We start from the raw sequence: 23,996 nt of genomic DNA on the forward strand, positions 1-23,996 counted from the left end.
TTTTTATGAAATCTGTAGATGGAAAGCAAATACTATTTTCTAAATAAATTGGATTGCATTACAATAAGATTAATGAAAATGAAAAAGGATGATAACATGACACAACGCAGGCCGATGGGCATCAAAATTCCTTTTACGAAAGATGCATTCTTGAAAAGATACGAACAATTAACTGCTGGCGAAACACACCATGTTCTACTTGAAAGTGCTCGCGGTGGTTCCTACAGCATTGCTGGCATTCACCCAATCGCTAAAGCGAAGGGTAAAGACGGGATGACAACCATCCATTATCAAGATGAGGTGCTGTTCAAAGAAGGTGATCCATTCAGAGCGTTTACGGATTGGTTCCAAACCCTTCAAACCGAAACGAATGAGGAATACCCTGATTTTCAAGGCGGAGCGATTGGATTTTTAAGCTATGATTATGCTAGATATATTGAACATTTTAAGATGTTGTCCATTGATGACCTGAAAACACCAGATCTTTATTTTCTCGTGTTTAATGATGTTGCGGTCTTTGATCATGAAGAAAACGTGCTGTGGCTGATTACTCACACAGAGGGAGCGGAACCCGTGAGTGACACTCATCAAAGACTCGAAGATTTGAAGCAAAAGTGGACAAGCTCTGCAAAAGAATCAGCGCAATCACCTGTTCATGAATCTTCTGCAGAATTTGTACCAGCAGCGCCTTTTACCGAAGAAACCTTTGGAGAAGCAGTAGAGAAGATTAAGCAATATATCGCAAGCGGTGATGTGTTCCAAGTGAATTTGTCCATCAGACAAGATGAACAGCTCCACACCCACCCTTATGATTTATACAAAACGTTACGTCAAGTCAATCCATCTCCTTATATGTCTTATCTGCACACGCCTGATTTCCAAATCGTTTGTGGATCTCCAGAGCTGCTTATTAAGAAAAAGGGGACTCAATTAGAAACAAGACCGATTGCGGGTACAAGATCAAGAGGCAAAGACGATGCTGAGGATCAAGCGCTGGCAAAAGAGCTCATTGAAAATGAAAAAGAACGCGCGGAGCATGTGATGCTCGTGGATCTAGAGCGGAATGACCTTGGACGCGTGTCCACTTATGGCTCAGTAAAAGTGAACGAATTTATGGCGATTGAGAAATATTCACACGTGATGCACATTGTATCCAACGTACAAGGGGAACTGCGTGATGATTGTGATGCAGTAGATGTCATGAGAGCTGTATTCCCAGGCGGCACAATTACAGGTGCTCCAAAGGTGAGAACAATGGAAATCATAGAAGAGCTTGAGCCGACAAGGCGTGGGCTTTATACTGGATCTATAGGCTGGTTTGGATTCAATCAAGATATGCACTTTAACATTGTCATTCGTACGGCGTACTGCACTGAAGGCAAAGCCTTTATGCAGTCGGGTGCTGGGATCGTCATCGATTCTGTACCAAAGCACGAATACAAAGAATCGATTAAAAAAGCCTATGCAGTGAAAAAAGCATTACAGTTGAGCAAAGAAGAGACTATTTTGAGTTAGAGGTGAGCAGAGCATGATATTAATGATTGATAATTATGATTCATTTACGTACAACCTGGTCCAGTATTTAGGTGAGCTTGGAGAAGAATTGATCGTGAAACGGAATGATCAAGTAACCATTCAAGAAATCGAAGAACTCAAGCCAGATTTTCTCATGATTTCCCCGGGGCCATGCAGTCCTGATGAAGCGGGAATTAGTATGGAGGCGATCAAGCACTTTGCGGGAAGTATTCCGATCTTCGGTGTGTGCCTAGGTCATCAATCCATCGCGCAAGTTTTTGGCGGGGATGTCATTCGTGCAGAACGCTTAATGCATGGTAAAACGTCAGAGATTGCTCATGACGGAAAAGGTGTCTTCACTGGACTCCAAAATCCGCTTGTCGCAACGAGATATCATTCATTAATTGTCAAAAACGAGACGCTGCCGGAGTGCTTTGACGCAACAGCCAGCACAAAGGAAGGTGAGCTCATGGCCATTCGCCATAAAGAGCTGCCGATTGAAAGTGTACAGTTTCATCCTGAATCGATTATGACGTCCTTCGGAAAAGAAATGCTTAAAAATTTCATTGAAACCTATCGTAAAAAGGGGCATGAAGTAAACGCATGATCATTTATCTGAACGGTCAGTATATAGAGGAGAAAGACGCGACTCTTTCTCCTTTTGATCATGGTTTTCTATATGGCATCGGTGTATTCGAAACATTTACCAGCCTGGCAGGACAAGTCTTTCTGTTAGATTGGCACCTTGAAAGGCTCAATCAATCATTGCGTGACCTTTGCATCGAATCCACAATAGAGAAACCATTTGTACTCGACATCATTCATACCTTACTGAATAAAAACGACATAGCCGGTGGTCATGCGAGAATTCGCTTCAATGTATCTGCAGGCAGAGGCAATGGATTTTCTGCAGATCCTTATGAAGAGCCTGTCGTGTTTGTCATGATCTCTCCATTCCGGCCCGAATCTGTTTTAGATGAGAAACAGGGAGTCATTCTTCAAACAAGGAGAAATACGCCAGAAGGTCCAAGGCGCCTCAAGTCTCATCATTATATGAACAACATGCTCGCAAAAAGAGAAGTGGGAAATGATCCGTCGTTAGAAGGCATCTTTTTAACAAAAGAAAATGATGTGGCAGAAGGAATTACCTCTAATGTATTTTGGCGAAAAGGTGATGTGATCTATACACCGTCACTGGATACAGGCATTTTAAATGGGGTCACTCGTCGATATTGTATCGAAACACTCCAAGCGATGGAGGCTTCACTAAAAGTAGGGCGATACCCGGTCTCCCATTTGCTATCAGCTGATGAGGCATGGATGACCAATTCTGTTCAAGGGATTGTGCCTTTCAGAAGTATAGGGGAAATCTCCTTTTCCCAAAACAGCCGGATATTCTCAACAAAATTGCGAACACAATATACAAAAGAACGTCTAGATCATAAAGAGTAGGTGGACACAATGACACAACAAGTGATAAAACAGCCTAAAATCATACAAGCCAAGCACCACACCCTTAGTTATGAAGAAAAGACATTGGTTATGGGCATTTTAAATGTCACACCTGACTCTTTTTCAGATGGAGGAAAGTTTAATCAAGTGGATAAAGCGCTGGCTCATGCAGCACAGCTGATAGAGGACGGGGCACATATCATTGATATTGGCGGAGAATCGACTCGCCCAGGAGCGGCATTTGTCTCAGAACAAGAGGAGCTTTCAAGAGTCATTCCCGTCATTGAAAAGATCACAAAAGAATTGGATGTACCGATTTCCATTGATACGTATAAAGCCCATGTGGCAGATGAAGCAGTGAAAGCCGGAGCTTCCATCATTAATGATGTATGGGGAGCGAAGGCAGATCCTCAAATGGCGCATGTGGCAGCGAAGCACAATGTGCCGATTATTTTAATGCACAATCGGCCAGAGCGAAACTACACACATCTAATTTCAGATATGATCGTAGATTTGAAAGAAAGTGTTCAAATTGCGAAACAAGCCGGTGTCCGTGATGACATGATCATATTGGACCCAGGTGTAGGGTTTGCGAAAAATAAAGAGGACAACCTGATGGTCATGAATGAGCTCGAACATTTTTGTCACCTTGGGTATCCACTGCTCTTAGCTACATCTCGAAAACGATTCATCGGAGCTGTCTTAGACCTGCCACCGGAAGAACGTACTGAAGGAACGGGGGCTACGGTCTGCCTTGGGATTCAAAAAGGCAGTGCGATGGTTCGCGTACATGATGTAAAAGAAATCGCAAGAATGGCAAAAATGATGGATGCCATGTTGAATAAGGGAGGCGCTTATCATCGATAAAGTATATGTAAATGGAATGGAATTTTACGGCTACCATGGCGTATTTGCAGAAGAAAATAAATTAGGACAGCGGTTCCGTGTGGATTTAACAGCTTCACTTGATTTAAGTAAAGCCGGACAAACGGATGACCTCAATGAGACCATCAATTATGCGGAGCTCTACCAAATCTGCAAAAGCATTGTAGAGGGTGAATCCGTCAACCTTGTTGAAACACTGACAGAAAGAATTGCAATCCAAGTGTTAAAGGACTTCCCGACAGTTCAGGAATGTACAGTGAAGGTGATCAAACCAGATCCGCCAATTCCAGGACACTATCAGTCTGTTGCCATTGAAATGACGAGATCGCGCGCATGAACAATACCGCATACATCGCTTTAGGTTCGAACATAGGGAAAAAGGAAACCTATTTAAAAGAAGCCGTCAAAAAACTGCACGAACATCCAGAGGTTCAAGTAGAATCAATCTCATCTATATATGAAACAACACCTGTAGGTTACGAAAACCAAGATGACTTTTTAAATATGGCTGTGAAAATTACCACCTCGCTTCGTCCAAATGAACTACTGACACTTACTCAGAAAATCGAGCAAGAGTTAGGCAGAACAAGAGAAGTGAGATGGGGACCGCGAACGGCTGACCTTGACATTTTACTTTATAATCGTGAAAATATTGAAACAGAACAGCTTGTAGTGCCACATCCTAGAATGTACGAACGTTTATTCGTTCTCGTTCCGATGAGTGAGATTTGCCCAGAAATCGGTGAAGTGCAAATAAATGCCGTAACAGACCAAGAAGGTGTAAGCATATGGAAAAAGACATGTGGGGTAGAAGAATTCGTGCATACCGAAAGCTAAAAGGGTATACTCAGGAAGGGTTCGCGAAAAGACTGGGCATCTCTGTCTCTGTCTTAGGAGAAATTGAGCGAGGCAATCGATTACCAACAAACCAATTGGTTGGTCAAATAGCAAATGCTTTAAATATAACGGTGGAAGAACTTTCGCCAATTCTTGAAGAAGGAAGGAGGGGAAATGATGTTTAAAATCGGAGATATCGACATTAAAAACAAAGTGGTGCTCGCACCTATGGCTGGTGTGTGTAACTCTGCCTTCAGACTGACAGTGAAAGAGTTTGGAGCAGGTTTAGTCTGCGCTGAAATGGTCAGTGACAAGGCGATCCTGATCAATAATGCAAGAACAATGGGTATGCTATACATTGATGAACGGGAAAAGCCTTTGAGCCTTCAGATATTTGGAGGAGAAAAAGACACTCTCGTTGAAGCGGCAAAGTTTGTAGATCAGAATACCACAGCGGACATTATTGATATCAACATGGGCTGTCCTGTACCGAAGATTACGAAATGTGATGCAGGAGCGAAATGGTTGCTTGATCCAAACAAGATTTATGAAATGGTCTCTGCTGTTGTAGATGCTGTAGATAAACCTGTTACGGTGAAAATGAGAATGGGCTGGGACGAAGATCATATCTTCGCTATCGACAATGCCCGTGCTGTTGAACGAGCAGGTGGCCAAGCGGTTGCGCTTCACGGACGGACACGTGTGCAGATGTACGAAGGAACAGCGAATTGGGATATTATAAAAGAGGTCAAACAATCTGTTTCCATTCCTGTCATCGGCAATGGAGATGTCAAAACCCCTCAAGATGCAAAACGTATGCTTGATGAAACGGGTGTAGATGCTGTCATGATCGGAAGAGCCGCACTAGGAAACCCGTGGATGATCTATCGAACGGTTCATTATTTAGAAACGGGTGAACTGAAAGAAGAGCCAAATGTACGTGAGAAGATGTCAGTGTGTAAGCTTCACTTAGACAGACTCATTGATCTAAAAGGCGAGCATGTGGCTGTCAGAGAAATGAGAAAGCACGCAGCATGGTACTTAAAAGGTGTCCGAGGCAATGCGGACGTGAGAAATCAAATCAATCAAAGTGAAACGAGAGCGGAGCTTGTACAAGTTCTTGATGACTTTACGGTCGAAGCCGAGGCAAAAGAGCTTCAAAGTATAAAAGTAGGATAAGACTATCTTTCTTTTTGTAGCTCACTGCTAGTGCATGTACTGGCAGTTTTTCTGCTTTTCTCTGCAAAATACATTATTGGAGTGATATAAATGAGTAATGAAGGGCTTAATAACGAAGAATTAAATGACCAATTCCAGGTCAGACGTGACAAAATGAATAAAATGAGAGAAGAGGGTATCGATCCATTCGGTGAACGATATGACCGTTCTCATCAATCTGCACAAATTATTGCTGAATACGATGAGTTTTCTAAAGAAGACTTAGAAGAAAAGTCTGCCCAAGTGACAATCGCTGGACGTATGATGACAAAGCGTGGAAAAGGGAAAGCTGGCTTTGCGCATATACAAGACTTAGAAGGACAAATTCAAATCTACGTTCGCAAAGATAGTGTAGGAGAAGAAGCTTACGAATTATTCAAAAGCTCAGACCTAGGCGATATTATCGGTGTAACAGGAGCGGTATTTAAAACGAATGTAGGAGAACTTTCTATTAAAGCGACTAGCTTTGAGGTTCTCACAAAAGCACTTCGCCCACTTCCTGATAAATATCATGGACTTAAAGATGTTGAACAACGTTATCGTCAGCGTTACCTTGACCTGATTGTAAATCCAGAAAGCAAGCAGACGTTCATCATGCGAAGCAAGATCATTCAATCTATGAGAAGATACTTAGATTCTAAAGGATACCTAGAAGTTGAAACACCAACTATGCACAGCATACCTGGTGGTGCATCAGCACGTCCTTTCATTACTCATCATAATGCACTGGATATGCCGCTCTATATGCGTATTGCGATTGAATTGCACTTAAAACGCCTCATTGTCGGTGGTCTAGAGAAAGTATACGAGATTGGCCGTGTATTCCGTAACGAAGGTGTATCAACTCGTCATAACCCAGAATTCACTATGATCGAGCTGTACGAAGCTTACGCAGATTACAAAGACATCATGAACCTAACTGAAAACTTGATTGCTCATATTGCCGAAGAGGTACTAGGAACAACCACGATTCAATATGGAGAAGATGAAATTGATCTCAAGCCTGAATGGAAGAGACTCCATATGGTTGAAGCGGTCAAAGAAGCAACTGGTGTAGACTTCTGGCAGGAGATGTCTGTAGAAGAAGCGAAACAGCATGCAGCTGATCACGGAATTGAAATTACGAAAAACATGACAGTAGGTCATATCATCAATGAGTTCTTCGAGCAAAAAGTTGAGGAAACATTGGTACAGCCTACATTTATTTACGGACACCCAGTGGAGATTTCTCCATTAGCTAAGAAAAATCCTGAAGACCCTCGCTTCACTGATCGCTTTGAGCTATTTATCGTACGTCGTGAACATGCTAATGCATTCACAGAGCTAAACGATCCAATCGATCAAAGAGAACGATTTGAAGCTCAATTAAAAGAACGTGAAGAAGGAAATGACGAAGCGCATCTAATGGATGACGATTTTGTTGAAGCATTAGAATATGGTATGCCTCCAACAGGCGGACTAGGAATCGGTATCGACCGGTTAATCATGCTATTAACAAATTCTCCATCAATCAGAGATGTACTGCTTTTCCCACAAATGAGAAACCGCTAATACATCAATTAAAGCGCCATTTTAACTAGGGCGCTTTTTATTTTTCATAAAATGAAATTTTTTTTAAAAAAACTATTGCAAGGAAAGAATCAAGATGGTATATTATTATTCGTTGCCGCAAAACAGCAACGAGGTTAAAAAAAGAAATTGAAAAAACTTCTTGACTTTAACCAATACGAAATGTTAAGATATTAAAGTCGCTTGCGAGCGATAACGAAAATGATCTTTGAAAACTAAACAAGACAAAACGTACCTGTTAATTCGAGTTTTATAAAAAATCCTATGTTATATCATAGGTAGTCAGTCAAACGCTGACGAAAAACAAAACTTCGGTTTTGTACTTTTTCGGAGAGTTTGATCCTGGCTCAGGACGAACGCTGGCGGCGTGCCTAATACATGCAAGTCGAGCGAACAGAAGGGAGCTTGCTCCCGGATGTTAGCGGCGGACGGGTGAGTAACACGTGGGTAACCTGCCTGTAAGACTGGGATAACTCCGGGAAACCGGAGCTAATACCGGATAGTTCCTTGAACCGCATGGTTCAAGGATGAAAGACGGTTTCGGCTGTCACTTACAGATGGACCCGCGGCGCATTAGCTAGTTGGTGGGGTAATGGCTCACCAAGGCGACGATGCGTAGCCGACCTGAGAGGGTGATCGGCCACACTGGGACTGAGACACGGCCCAGACTCCTACGGGAGGCAGCAGTAGGGAATCTTCCGCAATGGACGAAAGTCTGACGGAGCAACGCCGCGTGAGTGATGAAGGTTTTCGGATCGTAAAGCTCTGTTGTTAGGGAAGAACAAGTGCGAGAGTAACTGCTCGCACCTTGACGGTACCTAACCAGAAAGCCACGGCTAACTACGTGCCAGCAGCCGCGGTAATACGTAGGTGGCAAGCGTTGTCCGGAATTATTGGGCGTAAAGGGCTCGCAGGCGGTTTCTTAAGTCTGATGTGAAAGCCCCCGGCTCAACCGGGGAGGGTCATTGGAAACTGGGAAACTTGAGTGCAGAAGAGGAGAGTGGAATTCCACGTGTAGCGGTGAAATGCGTAGAGATGTGGAGGAACACCAGTGGCGAAGGCGACTCTCTGGTCTGTAACTGACGCTGAGGAGCGAAAGCGTGGGGAGCGAACAGGATTAGATACCCTGGTAGTCCACGCCGTAAACGATGAGTGCTAAGTGTTAGGGGGTTTCCGCCCCTTAGTGCTGCAGCTAACGCATTAAGCACTCCGCCTGGGGAGTACGGTCGCAAGACTGAAACTCAAAGGAATTGACGGGGGCCCGCACAAGCGGTGGAGCATGTGGTTTAATTCGAAGCAACGCGAAGAACCTTACCAGGTCTTGACATCCTCTGACAACCCTAGAGATAGGGCTTTCCCTTCGGGGACAGAGTGACAGGTGGTGCATGGTTGTCGTCAGCTCGTGTCGTGAGATGTTGGGTTAAGTCCCGCAACGAGCGCAACCCTTGATCTTAGTTGCCAGCATTTAGTTGGGCACTCTAAGGTGACTGCCGGTGACAAACCGGAGGAAGGTGGGGATGACGTCAAATCATCATGCCCCTTATGACCTGGGCTACACACGTGCTACAATGGACAGAACAAAGGGCTGCGAGACCGCAAGGTTTAGCCAATCCCATAAATCTGTTCTCAGTTCGGATCGCAGTCTGCAACTCGACTGCGTGAAGCTGGAATCGCTAGTAATCGCGGATCAGCATGCCGCGGTGAATACGTTCCCGGGCCTTGTACACACCGCCCGTCACACCACGAGAGTTTGTAACACCCGAAGTCGGTGAGGTAACCTTTATGGAGCCAGCCGCCGAAGGTGGGACAGATGATTGGGGTGAAGTCGTAACAAGGTAGCCGTATCGGAAGGTGCGGCTGGATCACCTCCTTTCTAAGGATATATGGAGCAGTGTGCGTTTTCGTCTTGTTTAGTTTTGAAGGATCATTCCTTCAAGACATGTCTCTAGCGAGACAGGATTGTTCTTTGAAAACTAGATAACAATAAGTAATACATTCACATTGAATGCAATGCAAAGTTCATCACACATAGTGATTCTTTCTAAAGTAAGAAATGGTTAAGTTAGAAAGGGCGCACGGTGGATGCCTTGGCACTAGGAGCCGATGAAGGACGGGACGAACACCGATATGCTTCGGGGAGCTGTAAGCAAGCTTTGATCCGGAGATTTCCGAATGGGGAAACCCACTGCTCGTAATGGAGTAGTATCCATACTTGAATACATAGAGTATGAGAAGGCATACCCGGGGAACTGAAACATCTAAGTACCCGGAGGAAGAGAAAGCAAATGCGATTCCCTGAGTAGCGGCGAGCGAAACGGGAACAGCCCAAACCAAGAGGCTTGCCTCTTGGGGTTGTAGGACACTCTATACGGAGTTACAAAGGAACGATATAAGCGAAGAGGTCTGGAAAGGCCCGCCAAAGAAGGTAACAGCCCTGTAACTGAAATGTTGTTCTCTCCAGAGTGGATCCTGAGTACGGCGGAACACGTGAAATTCCGTCGGAATCCGGGAGGACCATCTCCCAAGGCTAAATACTCCCTAGTGACCGATAGTGAACCAGTACCGTGAGGGAAAGGTGAAAAGCACCCCGGAAGGGGAGTGAAATAGATCCTGAAACCGTGTGCCTACAAGTAGTCAGAGCCCGTTAAAGGGTGATGGCGTGCCTTTTGTAGAATGAACCGGCGAGTTACGATCCCGTGCAAGGTTAAGCAGAAGATGCGGAGCCGCAGCGAAAGCGAGTCTGAATAGGGCGCATGAGTACGTGGTCGTAGACCCGAAACCAGGTGATCTACCCATGTCCAGGGTGAAGTTCAGGTAACACTGAATGGAGGCCCGAACCCACGCACGTTGAAAAGTGCGGGGATGAGGTGTGGGTAGGGGTGAAATGCCAATCGAACCTGGAGATAGCTGGTTCTCTCCGAAATAGCTTTAGGGCTAGCCTCAAGGTAAGAGTCTCGGAGGTAGAGCACTGATTGGACTAGGGGCCCCTACCGGGTTACCGAATTCAGTCAAACTCCGAATGCCGATGACTTATCCTTGGGAGTCAGACTGCGAGTGATAAGATCCGTAGTCGAAAGGGAAACAGCCCAGACCGCCAGCTAAGGTCCCAAAGTATACGTTAAGTGGAAAAGGATGTGGAGTTGCTTAGACAACCAGGATGTTGGCTTAGAAGCAGCCACCATTTAAAGAGTGCGTAATAGCTCACTGGTCGAGTGACTCTGCGCCGAAAATGTACCGGGGCTAAACGTATCACCGAAGCTGCGGACTGTTCTTACGAACAGTGGTAGGAGAGCGTTCTAAGTGCTGTGAAGTCAGACCGGAAGGACTGGTGGAGCGCTTAGAAGTGAGAATGCCGGTATGAGTAGCGAAAGACGGGTGAGAATCCCGTCCACCGAATGCCTAAGGTTTCCTGAGGAAGGCTCGTCCGCTCAGGGTTAGTCGGGACCTAAGCCGAGGCCGAAAGGCGTAGGCGATGGACAACAGGTTGATATTCCTGTACCACCTCCTCACCATTTGAGCAATGGGGGGACGCAGGAGGATAGGGTAAGCGCGGTATTGGATATCCGCGTCCAAGCAGTTAGGCTGGGAAATAGGCAAATCCGTTTCCCGTGAAGGCTGAGCTGTGATGGCGAGCGAAATTTAGTAGCGAAGTTCCTGATTCCACACTGCCAAGAAAAGCCTCTAGCGAGGTGAGAGGTGCCCGTACCGCAAACCGACACAGGTAGGCGAGGAGAGAATCCTAAGGTGATCGAGAGAACTCTCGTTAAGGAACTCGGCAAAATGACCCCGTAACTTCGGGAGAAGGGGTGCTTCTTAGGGTGTTAAAGCCCCGAGAAGCCGCAGTGAATAGGCCCAGGCGACTGTTTAGCAAAAACACAGGTCTCTGCGAAGCCGTAAGGCGAAGTATAGGGGCTGACGCCTGCCCGGTGCTGGAAGGTTAAGAGGAGCGCTTAGCGTAAGCGAAGGTGCGAATTGAAGCCCCAGTAAACGGCGGCCGTAACTATAACGGTCCTAAGGTAGCGAAATTCCTTGTCGGGTAAGTTCCGACCCGCACGAAAGGCGCAACGATCTGGGCACTGTCTCAACGAGAGACTCGGTGAAATTATAGTACCTGTGAAGATGCAGGTTACCCGCGACAGGACGGAAAGACCCCGTGGAGCTTTACTGCAGCCTGATATTGAATGTTGGTACAGCTTGTACAGGATAGGTAGGAGCCTTGGAAACCGGAGCGCTAGCTTCGGTGGAGGCATCGGTGGGATACTACCCTGGCTGTATTGACCTTCTAACCCGCTGCCCTTATCGGGCAGGGAGACAGTGTCAGGTGGGCAGTTTGACTGGGGCGGTCGCCTCCTAAAATGTAACGGAGGCGCCCAAAGGTTCCCTCAGAATGGTTGGAAATCATTCGCAGAGTGTAAAGGCACAAGGGAGCTTGACTGCGAGACCTACAAGTCGAGCAGGGACGAAAGTCGGGCTTAGTGATCCGGTGGTTCCGCATGGAAGGGCCATCGCTCAACGGATAAAAGCTACCCCGGGGATAACAGGCTTATCTCCCCCAAGAGTCCACATCGACGGGGAGGTTTGGCACCTCGATGTCGGCTCATCGCATCCTGGGGCTGTAGTCGGTCCCAAGGGTTGGGCTGTTCGCCCATTAAAGCGGTACGCGAGCTGGGTTCAGAACGTCGTGAGACAGTTCGGTCCCTATCCGTCGCGGGCGCAGGAAATTTGAGAGGAGCTGTCCTTAGTACGAGAGGACCGGGATGGACGCACCGCTGGTGTACCAGTTGTTCTGCCAAGGGCATCGCTGGGTAGCTATGTGCGGACGGGATAAGTGCTGAAAGCATCTAAGCATGAAGCCCCCCTCAAGATGAGATTTCCCATTCCGCAAGGAAGTAAGATCCCTGAAAGATGATCAGGTTGATAGGTCTGAGGTGGAAGCGTGGTGACACGTGGAGCTGACAGATACTAATAGATCGAGGACTTAACCTATATTCTAATGTGAAGCTTGAACATTGTTATCTAGTTTTGAGAGAACATTCTCTCCATCAGGTTTGGTGGCGATAGCGAAGAGGTCACACCCGTTCCCATACCGAACACGGAAGTTAAGCTCTTCAGCGCCGATGGTAGTTGGGGGTCTCCCCCTGTGAGAGTAGGACGCCGCCAAGCTTTTCTAAGGATCAGTTCCATTTGGAACTGGTCTTTTTTGTGTTTTTGAAAAAATTATTTCTATTAAATCACTTTGTAAAGTGAGAAGTGATGATGTAGTAAGTCTCATCGATCAATTAATCCTTCCGTTCGTCTCACTTTCATGTATTCTCATTGAACAACGCAGCTGTTGTGTGGATCGGTCGTTCAATTCGTTTAGGATGAAGATCAAAACATAGAAAGCAGTCAATAAGAATTTTCTTTGGCATTCAGATACAGAGGGCTGTTTAGAGACACACTAGATAACTGAGTATTGCCAAAGAACATATAGCACCTTCAGTTAATTTTTTCACCCGCTCTAAGTATAAGAACAAGAAAGAATCAACAACAACTTGTTGCCCCAGTAACACTTTAATATTGAAGATAGTAAAGAATAGCATCATTTACGGATATTTTTACACGAAAATGATTTCTCAGAAAAATAAAATAATAAAAGATTCCCTTCTCTAGATGATTTGTATGAGAAGATATATTGAATAAAACAAGCATATAAAAAGCATGAAAAGGGTCATTTCACACCAATAAAGCTTTATTAGAGCGGTTTTTAACAAAAAAACATAAAAAAATGAAAAAAAGACTTTTAAAATGATGAGACAAGTGGTAAACTTCTTTAGGTGCCTTAATGAAAAGATGAAAAAAACAACGTTAAAATAAATTCGGAAATTATTTTAAAAAAGTCTTTACAAACAATATCTTATCATTATATAATACTACTTGTCGGATCGAGAGACATTCGAAATGACAACACAATATGGAGGATTAGCTCAGCTGGGAGAGCATCTGCCTTACAAGCAGAGGGTCGGCGGTTCGAGCCCGTCATCCTCCACCATATTTATTCTTACATAATGTTAGGATAGATAAAGCCGGTGTAGCTCAACTGGTAGAGCAACTGACTTGTAATCAGTAGGTTGGGGGTTCAAGTCCTCTTGCCGGCACCACTTTCATATGGTAAGATAGACAAGTCGCTTTTAAAGCGAGCCATTAGCTCAGTTGGTAGAGCATCTGACTTTTAATCAGAGGGTCGAAGGTTCGAGTCCTTCATGGCTCACCATTTTCATGCGGGTGTGGCGGAATTGGCAGACGCGCTAGACTTAGGATCTAGTGTCTTTATGACGTGGGGGTTCAAGTCCCTTCACCCGCATAGCCAAATAAAATAAAGAAATCCTGTAATGCGGAAGTAGTTCAGTGGTAGAACACCACCTTGCCAAGGTGGGGGTCGCGGGTTCGAATCCCGTCTTCCGCTTATACCATCCACGCCGGGGTGGTGGAATTGGCAGACACACAGGACTTAAAATCCTGCGGTAGGTGACTACCGTGCCGGTTCAAGTCCGGCCCTCGGCATTATACAATAAGCGCCCGTAGCTCAATTGGATAGAGCGTTTGACTACGGATCAAAAGGTTAGGGGTTCGACTCCTCTCGGGCGCGCCATTAAGATCGGGAAGTAGCTCAGCTTGGTAGAGCACTTGGTTTGGGACCAAGGGGTCGCAGGTTCGAATCCTGTCTTCCCGACCATCTTTTATGGGGCCTTAGCTCAGCTGGGAGAGCGCCTGCCTTGCACGCAGGAGGTCAGCGGTTCGATCCCGCTAGGCTCCACCAATATGATCTTTGAAAACTAAACAAGACAAAACGTACCTGTTAATTCGAGTTTTTATAAAAAATCCTATGTTATATCATAGGTAGTCAGTCAAACGCTGACGAAAAACAAAACTTCGGTTTTGTACTTTTTCGGAGAGTTTGATCCTGGCTCAGGACGAACGCTGGCGGCGTGCCTAATACATGCAAGTCGAGCGAACAGAAGGGAGCTTGCTCCCGGATGTTAGCGGCGGACGGGTGAGTAACACGTGGGTAACCTGCCTGTAAGACTGGGATAACTCCGGGAAACCGGAGCTAATACCGGATAGTTCCTTGAACCGCATGGTTCAAGGATGAAAGACGGTTTCGGCTGTCACTTACAGATGGACCCGCGGCGCATTAGCTAGTTGGTGGGGTAATGGCTCACCAAGGCGACGATGCGTAGCCGACCTGAGAGGGTGATCGGCCACACTGGGACTGAGACACGGCCCAGACTCCTACGGGAGGCAGCAGTAGGGAATCTTCCGCAATGGACGAAAGTCTGACGGAGCAACGCCGCGTGAGTGATGAAGGTTTTCGGATCGTAAAGCTCTGTTGTTAGGGAAGAACAAGTGCGAGAGTAACTGCTCGCACCTTGACGGTACCTAACCAGAAAGCCACGGCTAACTACGTGCCAGCAGCCGCGGTAATACGTAGGTGGCAAGCGTTGTCCGGAATTATTGGGCGTAAAGGGCTCGCAGGCGGTTTCTTAAGTCTGATGTGAAAGCCCCCGGCTCAACCGGGGAGGGTCATTGGAAACTGGGAAACTTGAGTGCAGAAGAGGAGAGTGGAATTCCACGTGTAGCGGTGAAATGCGTAGAGATGTGGAGGAACACCAGTGGCGAAGGCGACTCTCTGGTCTGTAACTGACGCTGAGGAGCGAAAGCGTGGGGAGCGAACAGGATTAGATACCCTGGTAGTCCACGCCGTAAACGATGAGTGCTAAGTGTTAGGGGGTTTCCGCCCCTTAGTGCTGCAGCTAACGCATTAAGCACTCCGCCTGGGGAGTACGGTCGCAAGACTGAAACTCAAAGGAATTGACGGGGGCCCGCACAAGCGGTGGAGCATGTGGTTTAATTCGAAGCAACGCGAAGAACCTTACCAGGTCTTGACATCCTCTGACAACCCTAGAGATAGGGCTTTCCCTTCGGGGACAGAGTGACAGGTGGTGCATGGTTGTCGTCAGCTCGTGTCGTGAGATGTTGGGTTAAGTCCCGCAACGAGCGCAACCCTTGATCTTAGTTGCCAGCATTTAGTTGGGCACTCTAAGGTGACTGCCGGTGACAAACCGGAGGAAGGTGGGGATGACGTCAAATCATCATGCCCCTTATGACCTGGGCTACACACGTGCTACAATGGACAGAACAAAGGGCTGCGAGACCGCAAGGTTTAGCCAATCCCATAAATCTGTTCTCAGTTCGGATCGCAGTCTGCAACTCGACTGCGTGAAGCTGGAATCGCTAGTAATCGCGGATCAGCATGCCGCGGTGAATACGTTCCCGGGCCTTGTACACACCGCCCGTCACACCACGAGAGTTTGTAACACCCGAAGTCGGTGAGGTAACCTTTATGGAGCCAGCCGCCGAAGGTGGGACAGATGATTGGGGTGAAGTCGTAACAAGGTAGCCGTATCGGAAGGTGCGGCTGGATCACCTCCTTTCTAAGGATATATGGAGCAGTGTGCGTTTTCGTCTTGTTTAGTTTTGAAGGATCATTCCTTCAAGACATGTCTCTAGCGAGACAGGATTGTTCTTTGAAAACTAGATAACAATAAGTAATACATTCACATTGAATGCAATGCAAAGTTCATCACACATAGTGATTCTTTCTAAAGTAAGAAATGGTTAAGTTAGAAAGGGCGCACGGTGGATGCCTTGGCACTAGGAGCCGATGAAGGACGGGACGAACACCGATATGCTTCGGGGAGCTGTAAGCAAGCTTTGATCCGGAGATTTCCGAATGGGGAAACCCACTGCTCGTAATGGAGTAGTATCCATACTTGAATACATAGAGTATGAGAAGGCATACCCGGGGAACTGAAACATCTAAGTACCCGGAGGAAGAGAAAGCAAATGCGATTCCCTGAGTAGCGGCGAGCGAAACGGGAACAGCCCAAACCAAGAGGCTTGCCTCTTGGGGTTGTAGGACACTCTATACGGAGTTACAAAGGAACGATATAAGCGAAGAGGTCTGGAAAGGCCCGCCAAAGAAGGTAACAGCCCTGTAACTGAAATGTTGTTCTCTCCAGAGTGGATCCTGAGTACGGCGGAACACGTGAAATTCCGTCGGAATCCGGGAGGACCATCTCCCAAGGCTAAATACTCCCTAGTGACCGATAGTGAACCAGTACCGTGAGGGAAAGGTGAAAAGCACCCCGGAAGGGGAGTGAAATAGATCCTGAAACCGTGTGCCTACAAGTAGTCAGAGCCCGTTAAAGGGTGATGGCGTGCCTTTTGTAGAATGAACCGGCGAGTTACGATCCCGTGCAAGGTTAAGCAGAAGATGCGGAGCCGCAGCGAAAGCGAGTCTGAATAGGGCGCATGAGTACGTGGTCGTAGACCCGAAACCAGGTGATCTACCCATGTCCAGGGTGAAGTTCAGGTAACACTGAATGGAGGCCCGAACCCACGCACGTTGAAAAGTGCGGGGATGAGGTGTGGGTAGGGGTGAAATGCCAATCGAACCTGGAGATAGCTGGTTCTCTCCGAAATAGCTTTAGGGCTAGCCTCAAGGTAAGAGTCTCGGAGGTAGAGCACTGATTGGACTAGGGGCCCCTACCGGGTTACCGAATTCAGTCAAACTCCGAATGCCGATGACTTATCCTTGGGAGTCAGACTGCGAGTGATAAGATCCGTAGTCGAAAGGGAAACAGCCCAGACCGCCAGCTAAGGTCCCAAAGTATACGTTAAGTGGAAAAGGATGTGGAGTTGCTTAGACAACCAGGATGTTGGCTTAGAAGCAGCCACCATTTAAAGAGTGCGTAATAGCTCACTGGTCGAGTGACTCTGCGCCGAAAATGTACCGGGGCTAAACGTATCACCGAAGCTGCGGACTGTTCTTACGAACAGTGGTAGGAGAGCGTTCTAAGTGCTGTGAAGTCAGACCGGAAGGACTGGTGGAGCGCTTAGAAGTGAGAATGCCGGTATGAGTAGCGAAAGACGGGTGAGAATCCCGTCCACCGAATGCCTAAGGTTTCCTGAGGAAGGCTCGTCCGCTCAGGGTTAGTCGGGACCTAAGCCGAGGCCGAAAGGCGTAGGCGATGGACAACAGGTTGATATTCCTGTACCACCTCCTCACCATTTGAGCAATGGGGGGACGCAGGAGGATAGGGTAAGCGCGGTATTGGATATCCGCGTCCAAGCAGTTAGGCTGGGAAATAGGCAAATCCGTTTCCCGTGAAGGCTGAGCTGTGATGGCGAGCGAAATTTAGTAGCGAAGTTCCTGATTCCACACTGCCAAGAAAAGCCTCTAGCGAGGTGAGAGGTGCCCGTACCGCAAACCGACACAGGTAGGCGAGGAGAGAATCCTAAGGTGATCGAGAGAACTCTCGTTAAGGAACTCGGCAAAATGACCCCGTAACTTCGGGAGAAGGGGTGCTTCTTAGGGTGTTAAAGCCCCGAGAAGCCGCAGTGAATAGGCCCAGGCGACTGTTTAGCAAAAACACAGGTCTCTGCGAAGCCGTAAGGCGAAGTATAGGGGCTGACGCCTGCCCGGTGCTGGAAGGTTAAGAGGAGCGCTTAGCGTAAGCGAAGGTGCGAATTGAAGCCCCAGTAAACGGCGGCCGTAACTATAACGGTCCTAAGGTAGCGAAATTCCTTGTCGGGTAAGTTCCGACCCGCACGAAAGGCGCAACGATCTGGGCACTGTCTCAACGAGAGACTCGGTGAAATTATAGTACCTGTGAAGATGCAGGTTACCCGCGACAGGACGGAAAGACCCCGTGGAGCTTTACTGCAGCCTGATATTGAATGTTGGTACAGCTTGTACAGGATAGGTAGGAGCCTTGGAAACCGGAGCGCTAGCTTCGGTGGAGGCATCGGTGGGATACTACCCTGGCTGTATTGACCTTCTAACCCGCTGCCCTTATCGGGCAGGGAGACAGTGTCAGGTGGGCAGTTTGACTGGGGCGGTCGCCTCCTAAAATGTAACGGAGGCGCCCAAAGGTTCCCTCAGAATGGTTGGAAATCATTCGCAGAGTGTAAAGGCACAAGGGAGCTTGACTGCGAGACCTACAAGTCGAGCAGGGACGAAAGTCGGGCTTAGTGATCCGGTGGTTCCGCATGGAAGGGCCATCGCTCAACGGATAAAAGCTACCCCGGGGATAACAGGCTTATCTCCCCCAAGAGTCCACATCGACGGGGAGGTTTGGCACCTCGATGTCGGCTCATCGCATCCTGGGGCTGTAGTCGGTCCCAAGGGTTGGGCTGTTCGCCCATTAAAGCGGTACGCGAGCTGGGTTCAGAACGTCGTGAGACAGTTCGGTCCCTATCCGTCGCGGGCGCAGGAAATTTGAGAGGAGCTGTCCTTAGTACGAGAGGACCGGGATGGACGCACCGCTGGTGTACCAGTTGTTCTGCCAAGGGCATCGCTGGGTAGCTATGTGCGGACGGGATAAGTGCTGAAAGCATCTAAGCATGAAGCCCCCCTCAAGATGAGATTTCCCATTCCGCAAGGAAGTAAGATCCCTGAAAGATGATCAGGTTGATAGGTCTGAGGTGGAAGCGTGGTGACACGTGGAGCTGACAGATACTAATAGATCGAGGACTTAACCTATATTCTAATGTGAAGCTTGAACATTGTTATCTAGTTTTGAGAGAACATTCTCTCCATCAGGTTTGGTGGCGATAGCGAAGAGGTCACACCCGTTCCCATACCGAACACGGAAGTTAAGCTCTTCAGCGCCGATGGTAGTTGGGGGTCTCCCCCTGTGAGAGTAGGACGCCGCCAAGCTTTTCTAAGGATCAGTTCCATAAGGAACTGATCTTTTTTTGTGTTTTTGAGAGGTTTGACACCATATAAATGTGGAAATAATATTCTTAGTTGAGCGATTATCTTGAAAAATCGACCGAAAAAATTTATAGTAAGATTAAAGTCAAATATAGTCAAAGTCAATGGAGGAGGAGGCGGAGTGGCACAAAATATTTCTGATATCATCGAGCAGTATTTGAAAGAAGTCTTGGATCAGAATGGTCGAGAAATATTAGAAATTAAGCGCAATGAAATTGCAGATAAGTTTCAATGCGTACCTTCACAAATTAACTATGTTATCAATACACGCTTTACGAGCGAGAGAGGCTATATCGTTGAAAGTAAGCGTGGCGGCGGTGGCTATATCCGCATCATTAAAGTCAAAATGAATGATGAAGTCGACTTATTGAACAACATTATTTCCCAAATATATCATCGTTTATCACAGGCTGCCTCTGATCATATCATCATGCGTCTTGTCGAAAATAACATTTTATCTGAAAGAGAAGCAAAGATGATGATCAGTGTCATGGACCGTTCTGTTTTGCACATTGATTTACCTGAACGGGATGAATTGAGGGCTCGGATGATGATAGCGATGTTAAATGCTTTGAAATTAAAGTAAAGCGGGTGAAAAGATTGATTTGTCAAGAATGCAATGAGAGACCAGCCACTTTTCACTTTACGAAAGTTATAAATGGAGAAAAACAGGAAATGCACATATGTGAACAATGTGCAAAAGAAAACAGTGATTCATATGCTATGAGTGGAAACCAAGGTTTCTCGATTCACAACTTATTATCGGGTTTATTGAATATTGATCCTAGCTTTACCACAAGTGCGAATAAGGGATCATCTATTTTTCAAGAAGCAAGAGAAGTGGATCAATGTCCTAAGTGTGGCTTAACCTTTCAACAATTCAGAAAAACAGGCCGTTTTGGCTGTGCAGAATGCTACCGTTCATTTGATCAGTATCTGAACCCTGTTTTAAGGAAAGTCCATAGTGGAAATACAGTCCATCATGGAAAAGTGCCTAAACGGATTGCCGGCAGTCTTCATGTGCGCCGGAAACTTGAGTTGATGCAGCAAGAACTGAAGCAGTTAATTGAACAAGAAGAGTTTGAAAAAGCAGCGGAAGTTCGAGATCAAATTCGTGCATTAGAGCATGAGCAATCTCAGCAGAGGGAGGGAGATTAACAACATGTCGCTCCAGCATTTTATTCAAGACGCTTTAAGTCAATGGATGAAACAAAAAGGACCAGAAAGTGACATTGTTCTAAGCAGTCGAATCAGGCTAGCACGAAACCTAGAGCATGTTCGTTTCCCAACTCAGTTTTCTCAGGAAGAGGCTGAAGCTGTTCTCAAGCAATTCGAGCAAAAGTTTGCTAGCCAGGAAGTGAAGGACATCGGAAACTTTGTTCTGATTCGAATGAATGAAACGCAGCCTTTAGCAAAGAGAGTACTTGTTGAAAAGCATTTGATCAGCCCAAACTTAGCAGAATCAAGATTTGGTGGTTGTTTGCTTTCTGAAAATGAAGAAATCAGTGTGATGCTGAATGAAGAAGACCATATTCGGATCCAATGCTTATTCCCAGGATTCCAACTAGCCAATGCACTGAAAGCGGCTAACCAGGTAGATGACTGGATTGAAGAGCAAGTGGATTATGCGTTTTCTGAAAAACGAGGATACTTAACAAGCTGTCCAACCAATGTAGGTACAGGTATTAGGGCTTCGGTCATGATGCATTTACCAGCTTTAGCCCTCACAAGACAAATGAACCGAATAATTCCGGCGATTAATCAATTAGGTCTTGTCGTCAGAGGAATTTATGGTGAAGGCAGCGAAGCAATAGGGAACATCTTTCAAATTTCAAATCAAATGACACTTGGTCAATCAGAAGAGGATATTGTAGATGATTTAAATAGTGTGACCGCTCAGCTCATTGAACAAGAGCGATCTGCAAGAAAAGCGTTATATCAAACATCTAAAATTGAACTTGAGGACAGAGTGTACCGTTCGTTAGGGATTTTGTCCAATTGTCGCATGATTGAATCAAAGGAAACAGCTAAGTGTTTGTCAGATGTGCGCCTTGGAATTGATTTAGGTATCATTAAGGGGCTTTCAAGTAATATACTGAATGAACTCATGATTTTGACACAGCCTGGCTTTCTTCAACAATATTCTGGAGGAGCTTTGGAGCCAAATGAACGAGATATAAAACGAGCAGCGATTATTAGAGAAAGGCTGCGTTTAGAAATGCATAGGAATGGACAGGAGGATGAAACGATATGATGTTTGGAAGATTCACTGAAAGAGCTCAAAAGGTATTAGCACTTGCACAAGAAGAAGCCATTCGCCTAGGCCATAAGAACATTGGTACTGAACACATTTTACTTGGTCTAGTACGTGAGGGTGAGGGCATCGCCGCAAAAGCGTTAGAAGCACTGGGCCTTGTTTCAGATAAAATCCAAAAAGAAGTCGAAAGCTTGATTGGAAGAGGGCAAGAGGTGTCTCAAGCTATTCCTCATTATACGCCTAGAGCGAAGAAGGTCACGGAGCTTTCAATGGATGAAGCAAGAAAGCTAGGTCATTCCTATGTAGGGACAGAACATATTCTATTAGGTCTTATTCGCGAGGGAGAGGGTGTAGCTGCCCGCGTTTTAAATAACCTCGGAGTGAGCTTAAATAAAGCACGTCAGCAAGTCCTGCAGCTGCTTGGCAGCAATGAAACAGGTGCATCTGCCGCTGGTTCTAATAGCAATGCAAATACACCAACATTAGATAGCTTGGCAAGAGATTTAACAGCTATTGCGAAAGAAGACAGCTTGGACCCAGTCATTGGACGAAGCAAAGAAATTCAGCGTGTCATTGAGGTACTAAGCAGAAGAACAAAAAATAACCCTGTGCTAATTGGTGAGCCTGGTGTTGGTAAAACAGCCATCGCTGAAGGTCTTGCACAGCAAATTATTCATAATGAAGTGCCTGAAATCCTGCGCGATAAACGAGTGATGACACTTGATATGGGAACCGTTGTAGCGGGTACGAAATATCGTGGTGAATTTGAGGATCGTTTGAAAAAAGTCATGGACGAAATTCGTCAGGCAGGAAATATCATTCTCTTCATTGATGAGCTTCATACACTGATTGGTGCTGGTGGAGCAGAGGGTGCGATTGACGCATCTAACATTCTCAAACCATCCTTAGCACGTGGAGAGCTTCAATGTATCGGGGCGACAACGTTAGATGAGTACCGTAAATATATTGAAAAGGATGCTGCGCTTGAACGACGTTTCCAGCCAATTCAAGTAGATCAGCCATCTGTTGATGAAAGTATTCAAATCTTAAGAGGTCTTAGAGATCGTTATGAGGCACATCACCGTGTGTCCATCACAGATGAAGCGATTGAGGCGGCGGTGAAGCTGTCTGACCGTTATATTTCTGATCGTTTCCTTCCAGATAAGGCGATTGATTTAATTGATGAGGCAGGTTCGAAAGTCCGTTTGCGTTCTTTCACAACACCGCCTAACCTAAAAGAACTAGAGCAAAAGCTAGATGAAGTACGCAAGGAAAAGGATGCGGCTGTTCAAAGTCAAGAATTTGAAAAAGCAGCTTCTCTTCGCGATACAGAGCAGCGTTTGCGTGAAAAAGTAGAAGTCACCAAGAAATCTTGGAAAGAAAAGCAAGGACAGGAGAATTCAGAGGTATCAGTTGATGATATCGCAATGGTTGTCTCTAGCTGGACGGGAGTGCCTGTTTCAAAAATTGCCCAAACAGAAACAGATAAGCTTCTGAATATGGAACAATTACTCCATTCTCGTGTAATCGGGCAGGATGAAGCGGTTGTCGCTGTAGCAAAAGCTGTGAGACGTGCGCGTGCTGGTCTAAAAGATCCAAAACGTCCAATCGGCTCATTTATCTTCTTAGGCCCAACAGGGGTTGGTAAAACGGAGCTTGCAAGAGCACTCGCAGAGTCTATTTTCGGTGATGAAGAAGCGATGATCCGTATCGATATGTCTGAATACATGGAGAAACACTCTACATCTAGACTTGTTGGGTCACCTCCAGGGTATGTTGGCTATGAAGAAGGCGGACAACTGACTGAAAAAGTGAGAAGAAAACCTTATTCTGTTGTGCTTTTAGACGAGATTGAAAAGGCGCATCCAGATGTATTCAACATCTTACTGCAAGTGTTAGAGGATGGTCGTCTGACTGATTCTAAAGGGCGTACCGTTGACTTTAGAAATACGATTTTGATCATGACATCCAACGTTGGAGCTAGTGAACTGAAGCGAAATAAATATGTTGGCTTTAACGTGCAGGATGAAGGTCAAAATTACAAAGATATGAAAGGCAAAGTGATGGGCGAGTTGAAACGTGCGTTTAGACCAGAATTCATCAACCGTATTGATGAAATCATTGTCTTCCATTCACTTGAAAAGAAACATTTAAAAGAGATCGTTTCTCTCATGTCTGATCAATTGACGAAACGATTAAAAGAACAAGACCTTTCAATTGAATTGACAGAAGCAGCAAAAGCGAAGATTGCCGACGAAGGTGTAGACCTTGAGTACGGTGCGCGTCCGTTAAGAAGAGCGATTCAAAAGCATGTGGAGGATCGACTTTCTGAGGAGCTTCTTAAGGGTAATATTGAAAAAGGTCAACATATCGTATTAGATGTGGAAGATGGAGAAATTGTCGTAAAAACGACGGCTGCTACGAACTAATATAGTAAGAAAA

General features: G+C 46.2%; 13 protein-coding genes, 9 tRNA genes and 6 rRNA genes. All 28 read left to right on the forward strand.

The annotated features are described in order from the left end of the window. Positions 1-96 precede the first annotated feature (96 nt). Positions 97-1,515, forward strand: a complete 1,419-nt coding sequence (pabB, locus tag MHI33_RS00450) for an aminodeoxychorismate synthase, component I (protein WP_044140411.1) — start codon at positions 97-99, stop codon at positions 1,513-1,515. Positions 1,516-1,528: 13 nt separating this feature from the next. Further along, a complete protein-coding gene (gene pabA, locus MHI33_RS00455; protein ID WP_060595368.1) occupies positions 1,529-2,122 on the forward strand; it encodes an aminodeoxychorismate/anthranilate synthase component II in 594 nt (197 codons plus the stop codon). Beyond that, positions 2,119-2,967: an aminodeoxychorismate lyase gene (gene pabC / locus MHI33_RS00460; protein WP_044140414.1), complete on the forward strand. Its 849-nt coding sequence runs from the start codon at positions 2,119-2,121 to the stop codon at positions 2,965-2,967. The genes pabA and pabC overlap by 4 nt, the downstream gene beginning before the upstream one ends. A gap of 9 nt (positions 2,968-2,976) precedes the next feature. Further along, positions 2,977-3,834, forward strand: a complete 858-nt coding sequence (folP, locus tag MHI33_RS00465; protein ID WP_340908300.1) for a dihydropteroate synthase — start codon at positions 2,977-2,979, stop codon at positions 3,832-3,834. Next, positions 3,827-4,189 carry a dihydroneopterin aldolase gene (gene folB, locus MHI33_RS00470; protein ID WP_080772974.1) on the forward strand — a complete coding sequence of 121 codons (363 nt, stop codon included), beginning with the start codon at positions 3,827-3,829 and terminating at the stop codon, positions 4,187-4,189. Before folP ends, folB begins: the two co-directional genes overlap by 8 nt. Further along, positions 4,186-4,689, forward strand: coding sequence for a 2-amino-4-hydroxy-6-hydroxymethyldihydropteridine diphosphokinase (folK, locus tag MHI33_RS00475; protein ID WP_106066812.1), 504 nt, complete (start codon positions 4,186-4,188; stop codon positions 4,687-4,689). The genes folB and folK overlap by 4 nt, the downstream gene beginning before the upstream one ends. Continuing rightward, positions 4,641-4,874 carry a helix-turn-helix domain-containing protein gene (locus MHI33_RS00480; RefSeq protein ID WP_044140418.1) on the forward strand — a complete coding sequence of 78 codons (234 nt, stop codon included), beginning with the start codon at positions 4,641-4,643 and terminating at the stop codon, positions 4,872-4,874. The genes folK and MHI33_RS00480 overlap by 49 nt, the downstream gene beginning before the upstream one ends. Then, positions 4,867-5,868 (forward strand): tRNA dihydrouridine synthase DusB, encoded by a 1,002-nt coding sequence (dusB, locus tag MHI33_RS00485; protein ID WP_044140419.1) that lies wholly within the window; start codon positions 4,867-4,869, stop codon positions 5,866-5,868. The genes MHI33_RS00480 and dusB overlap by 8 nt, the downstream gene beginning before the upstream one ends. A gap of 90 nt (positions 5,869-5,958) precedes the next feature. Further along, positions 5,959-7,458: a lysine--tRNA ligase gene (gene lysS, locus MHI33_RS00490; protein ID WP_327840498.1), complete on the forward strand. Its 1,500-nt coding sequence runs from the start codon at positions 5,959-5,961 to the stop codon at positions 7,456-7,458. Between the two features lie 342 nt (positions 7,459-7,800). After that, positions 7,801-9,349: ribosomal RNA gene (locus tag MHI33_RS00495) — 16S ribosomal RNA — on the forward strand. A 182-nt stretch (positions 9,350-9,531) separates the two neighbouring features. Further along, positions 9,532-12,462, forward strand: a 23S ribosomal RNA gene (locus tag MHI33_RS00500). A 61-nt stretch (positions 12,463-12,523) separates the two neighbouring features. Then, positions 12,524-12,639: ribosomal RNA gene (gene rrf, locus MHI33_RS00505) — 5S ribosomal RNA — on the forward strand. A 792-nt stretch (positions 12,640-13,431) separates the two neighbouring features. Further along, positions 13,432-13,507: transfer RNA gene (locus MHI33_RS00510), tRNA-Val, on the forward strand. Between the two features lie 33 nt (positions 13,508-13,540). After that, a tRNA-Thr gene (locus MHI33_RS00515) sits at positions 13,541-13,616 on the forward strand. A 37-nt stretch (positions 13,617-13,653) separates the two neighbouring features. Then, a tRNA-Lys gene (locus MHI33_RS00520) sits at positions 13,654-13,729 on the forward strand. A 7-nt stretch (positions 13,730-13,736) separates the two neighbouring features. Then, positions 13,737-13,819: transfer RNA gene (locus MHI33_RS00525), tRNA-Leu, on the forward strand. A 30-nt stretch (positions 13,820-13,849) separates the two neighbouring features. Next, a tRNA-Gly gene (locus MHI33_RS00530) sits at positions 13,850-13,921 on the forward strand. 12 nt (positions 13,922-13,933) lie between these two features. After that, positions 13,934-14,019, forward strand: a tRNA-Leu gene (locus MHI33_RS00535). Positions 14,020-14,030: 11 nt separating this feature from the next. Further along, positions 14,031-14,107: transfer RNA gene (locus MHI33_RS00540), tRNA-Arg, on the forward strand. Between the two features lie 7 nt (positions 14,108-14,114). Then, positions 14,115-14,191, forward strand: a tRNA-Pro gene (locus tag MHI33_RS00545). An 8-nt stretch (positions 14,192-14,199) separates the two neighbouring features. Beyond that, positions 14,200-14,275: transfer RNA gene (locus MHI33_RS00550), tRNA-Ala, on the forward strand. 126 nt (positions 14,276-14,401) lie between these two features. Then, positions 14,402-15,950 (forward strand): 16S ribosomal RNA (locus MHI33_RS00555). A gap of 182 nt (positions 15,951-16,132) precedes the next feature. Next, positions 16,133-19,063, forward strand: a 23S ribosomal RNA gene (locus MHI33_RS00560). A gap of 61 nt (positions 19,064-19,124) precedes the next feature. After that, positions 19,125-19,240: ribosomal RNA gene (gene rrf, locus MHI33_RS00565) — 5S ribosomal RNA — on the forward strand. The 16S, 23S and 5S rRNA genes sit together here with 9 tRNA genes alongside, the layout of an rRNA operon. A gap of 178 nt (positions 19,241-19,418) precedes the next feature. After that, the gene (locus tag MHI33_RS00570; protein ID WP_060697832.1) at positions 19,419-19,883 is read left to right on the forward strand and encodes a CtsR family transcriptional regulator; all 465 of its coding nucleotides are present in this window, start codon (positions 19,419-19,421) and stop codon (positions 19,881-19,883) included. A gap of 14 nt (positions 19,884-19,897) precedes the next feature. Continuing rightward, complete coding sequence (locus tag MHI33_RS00575) at positions 19,898-20,455, forward strand: UvrB/UvrC motif-containing protein (protein ID WP_034620770.1); 558 nt, start codon at positions 19,898-19,900, stop codon at positions 20,453-20,455. A 4-nt stretch (positions 20,456-20,459) separates the two neighbouring features. Continuing rightward, positions 20,460-21,551 carry a protein arginine kinase gene (locus MHI33_RS00580; RefSeq protein WP_065097645.1) on the forward strand — a complete coding sequence of 364 codons (1,092 nt, stop codon included), beginning with the start codon at positions 20,460-20,462 and terminating at the stop codon, positions 21,549-21,551. Continuing rightward, positions 21,548-23,983, forward strand: coding sequence for an ATP-dependent protease ATP-binding subunit ClpC (gene clpC / locus MHI33_RS00585; RefSeq protein WP_034665649.1), 2,436 nt, complete (start codon positions 21,548-21,550; stop codon positions 23,981-23,983). Before MHI33_RS00580 ends, clpC begins: the two co-directional genes overlap by 4 nt. Positions 23,984-23,996: the final 13 nt, after the last annotated feature.

Origin of the sequence: Bacillus sp. FSL K6-2971, assembly GCF_038006405.1 — a bacterium.
Lineage (GTDB): Bacteria > Bacillota > Bacilli > Bacillales > Bacillaceae > Bacillus > Bacillus pumilus.

What these genes read in the sequence shown, in the direction of transcription:
- pabB (WP_044140411.1), top strand. Translation starts at nt 97, where the DNA reads ATGACACAACGCAGGCCGATGGGCATCAAAATTCCTTTTACGAAAGAT.
- pabA (WP_060595368.1), top strand. Translation starts at nt 1,529, where the DNA reads ATGATATTAATGATTGATAATTATGATTCATTTACGTACAACCTGGTC.
- pabC (WP_044140414.1), top strand. Translation starts at nt 2,119, where the DNA reads ATGATCATTTATCTGAACGGTCAGTATATAGAGGAGAAAGACGCGACT.
- folP (WP_340908300.1), top strand. Translation starts at nt 2,977, where the DNA reads ATGACACAACAAGTGATAAAACAGCCTAAAATCATACAAGCCAAGCAC.
- folK (WP_106066812.1), top strand. Translation starts at nt 4,186, where the DNA reads ATGAACAATACCGCATACATCGCTTTAGGTTCGAACATAGGGAAAAAG.
- MHI33_RS00480 (WP_044140418.1), top strand. Translation starts at nt 4,641, where the DNA reads ATGGAAAAAGACATGTGGGGTAGAAGAATTCGTGCATACCGAAAGCTA.
- dusB (WP_044140419.1), top strand. Translation starts at nt 4,867, where the DNA reads ATGTTTAAAATCGGAGATATCGACATTAAAAACAAAGTGGTGCTCGCA.
- lysS (WP_327840498.1), top strand. Translation starts at nt 5,959, where the DNA reads ATGAGTAATGAAGGGCTTAATAACGAAGAATTAAATGACCAATTCCAG.
- MHI33_RS00580 (WP_065097645.1), top strand. Translation starts at nt 20,460, where the DNA reads ATGTCGCTCCAGCATTTTATTCAAGACGCTTTAAGTCAATGGATGAAA.
- clpC (WP_034665649.1), top strand. Translation starts at nt 21,548, where the DNA reads ATGATGTTTGGAAGATTCACTGAAAGAGCTCAAAAGGTATTAGCACTT.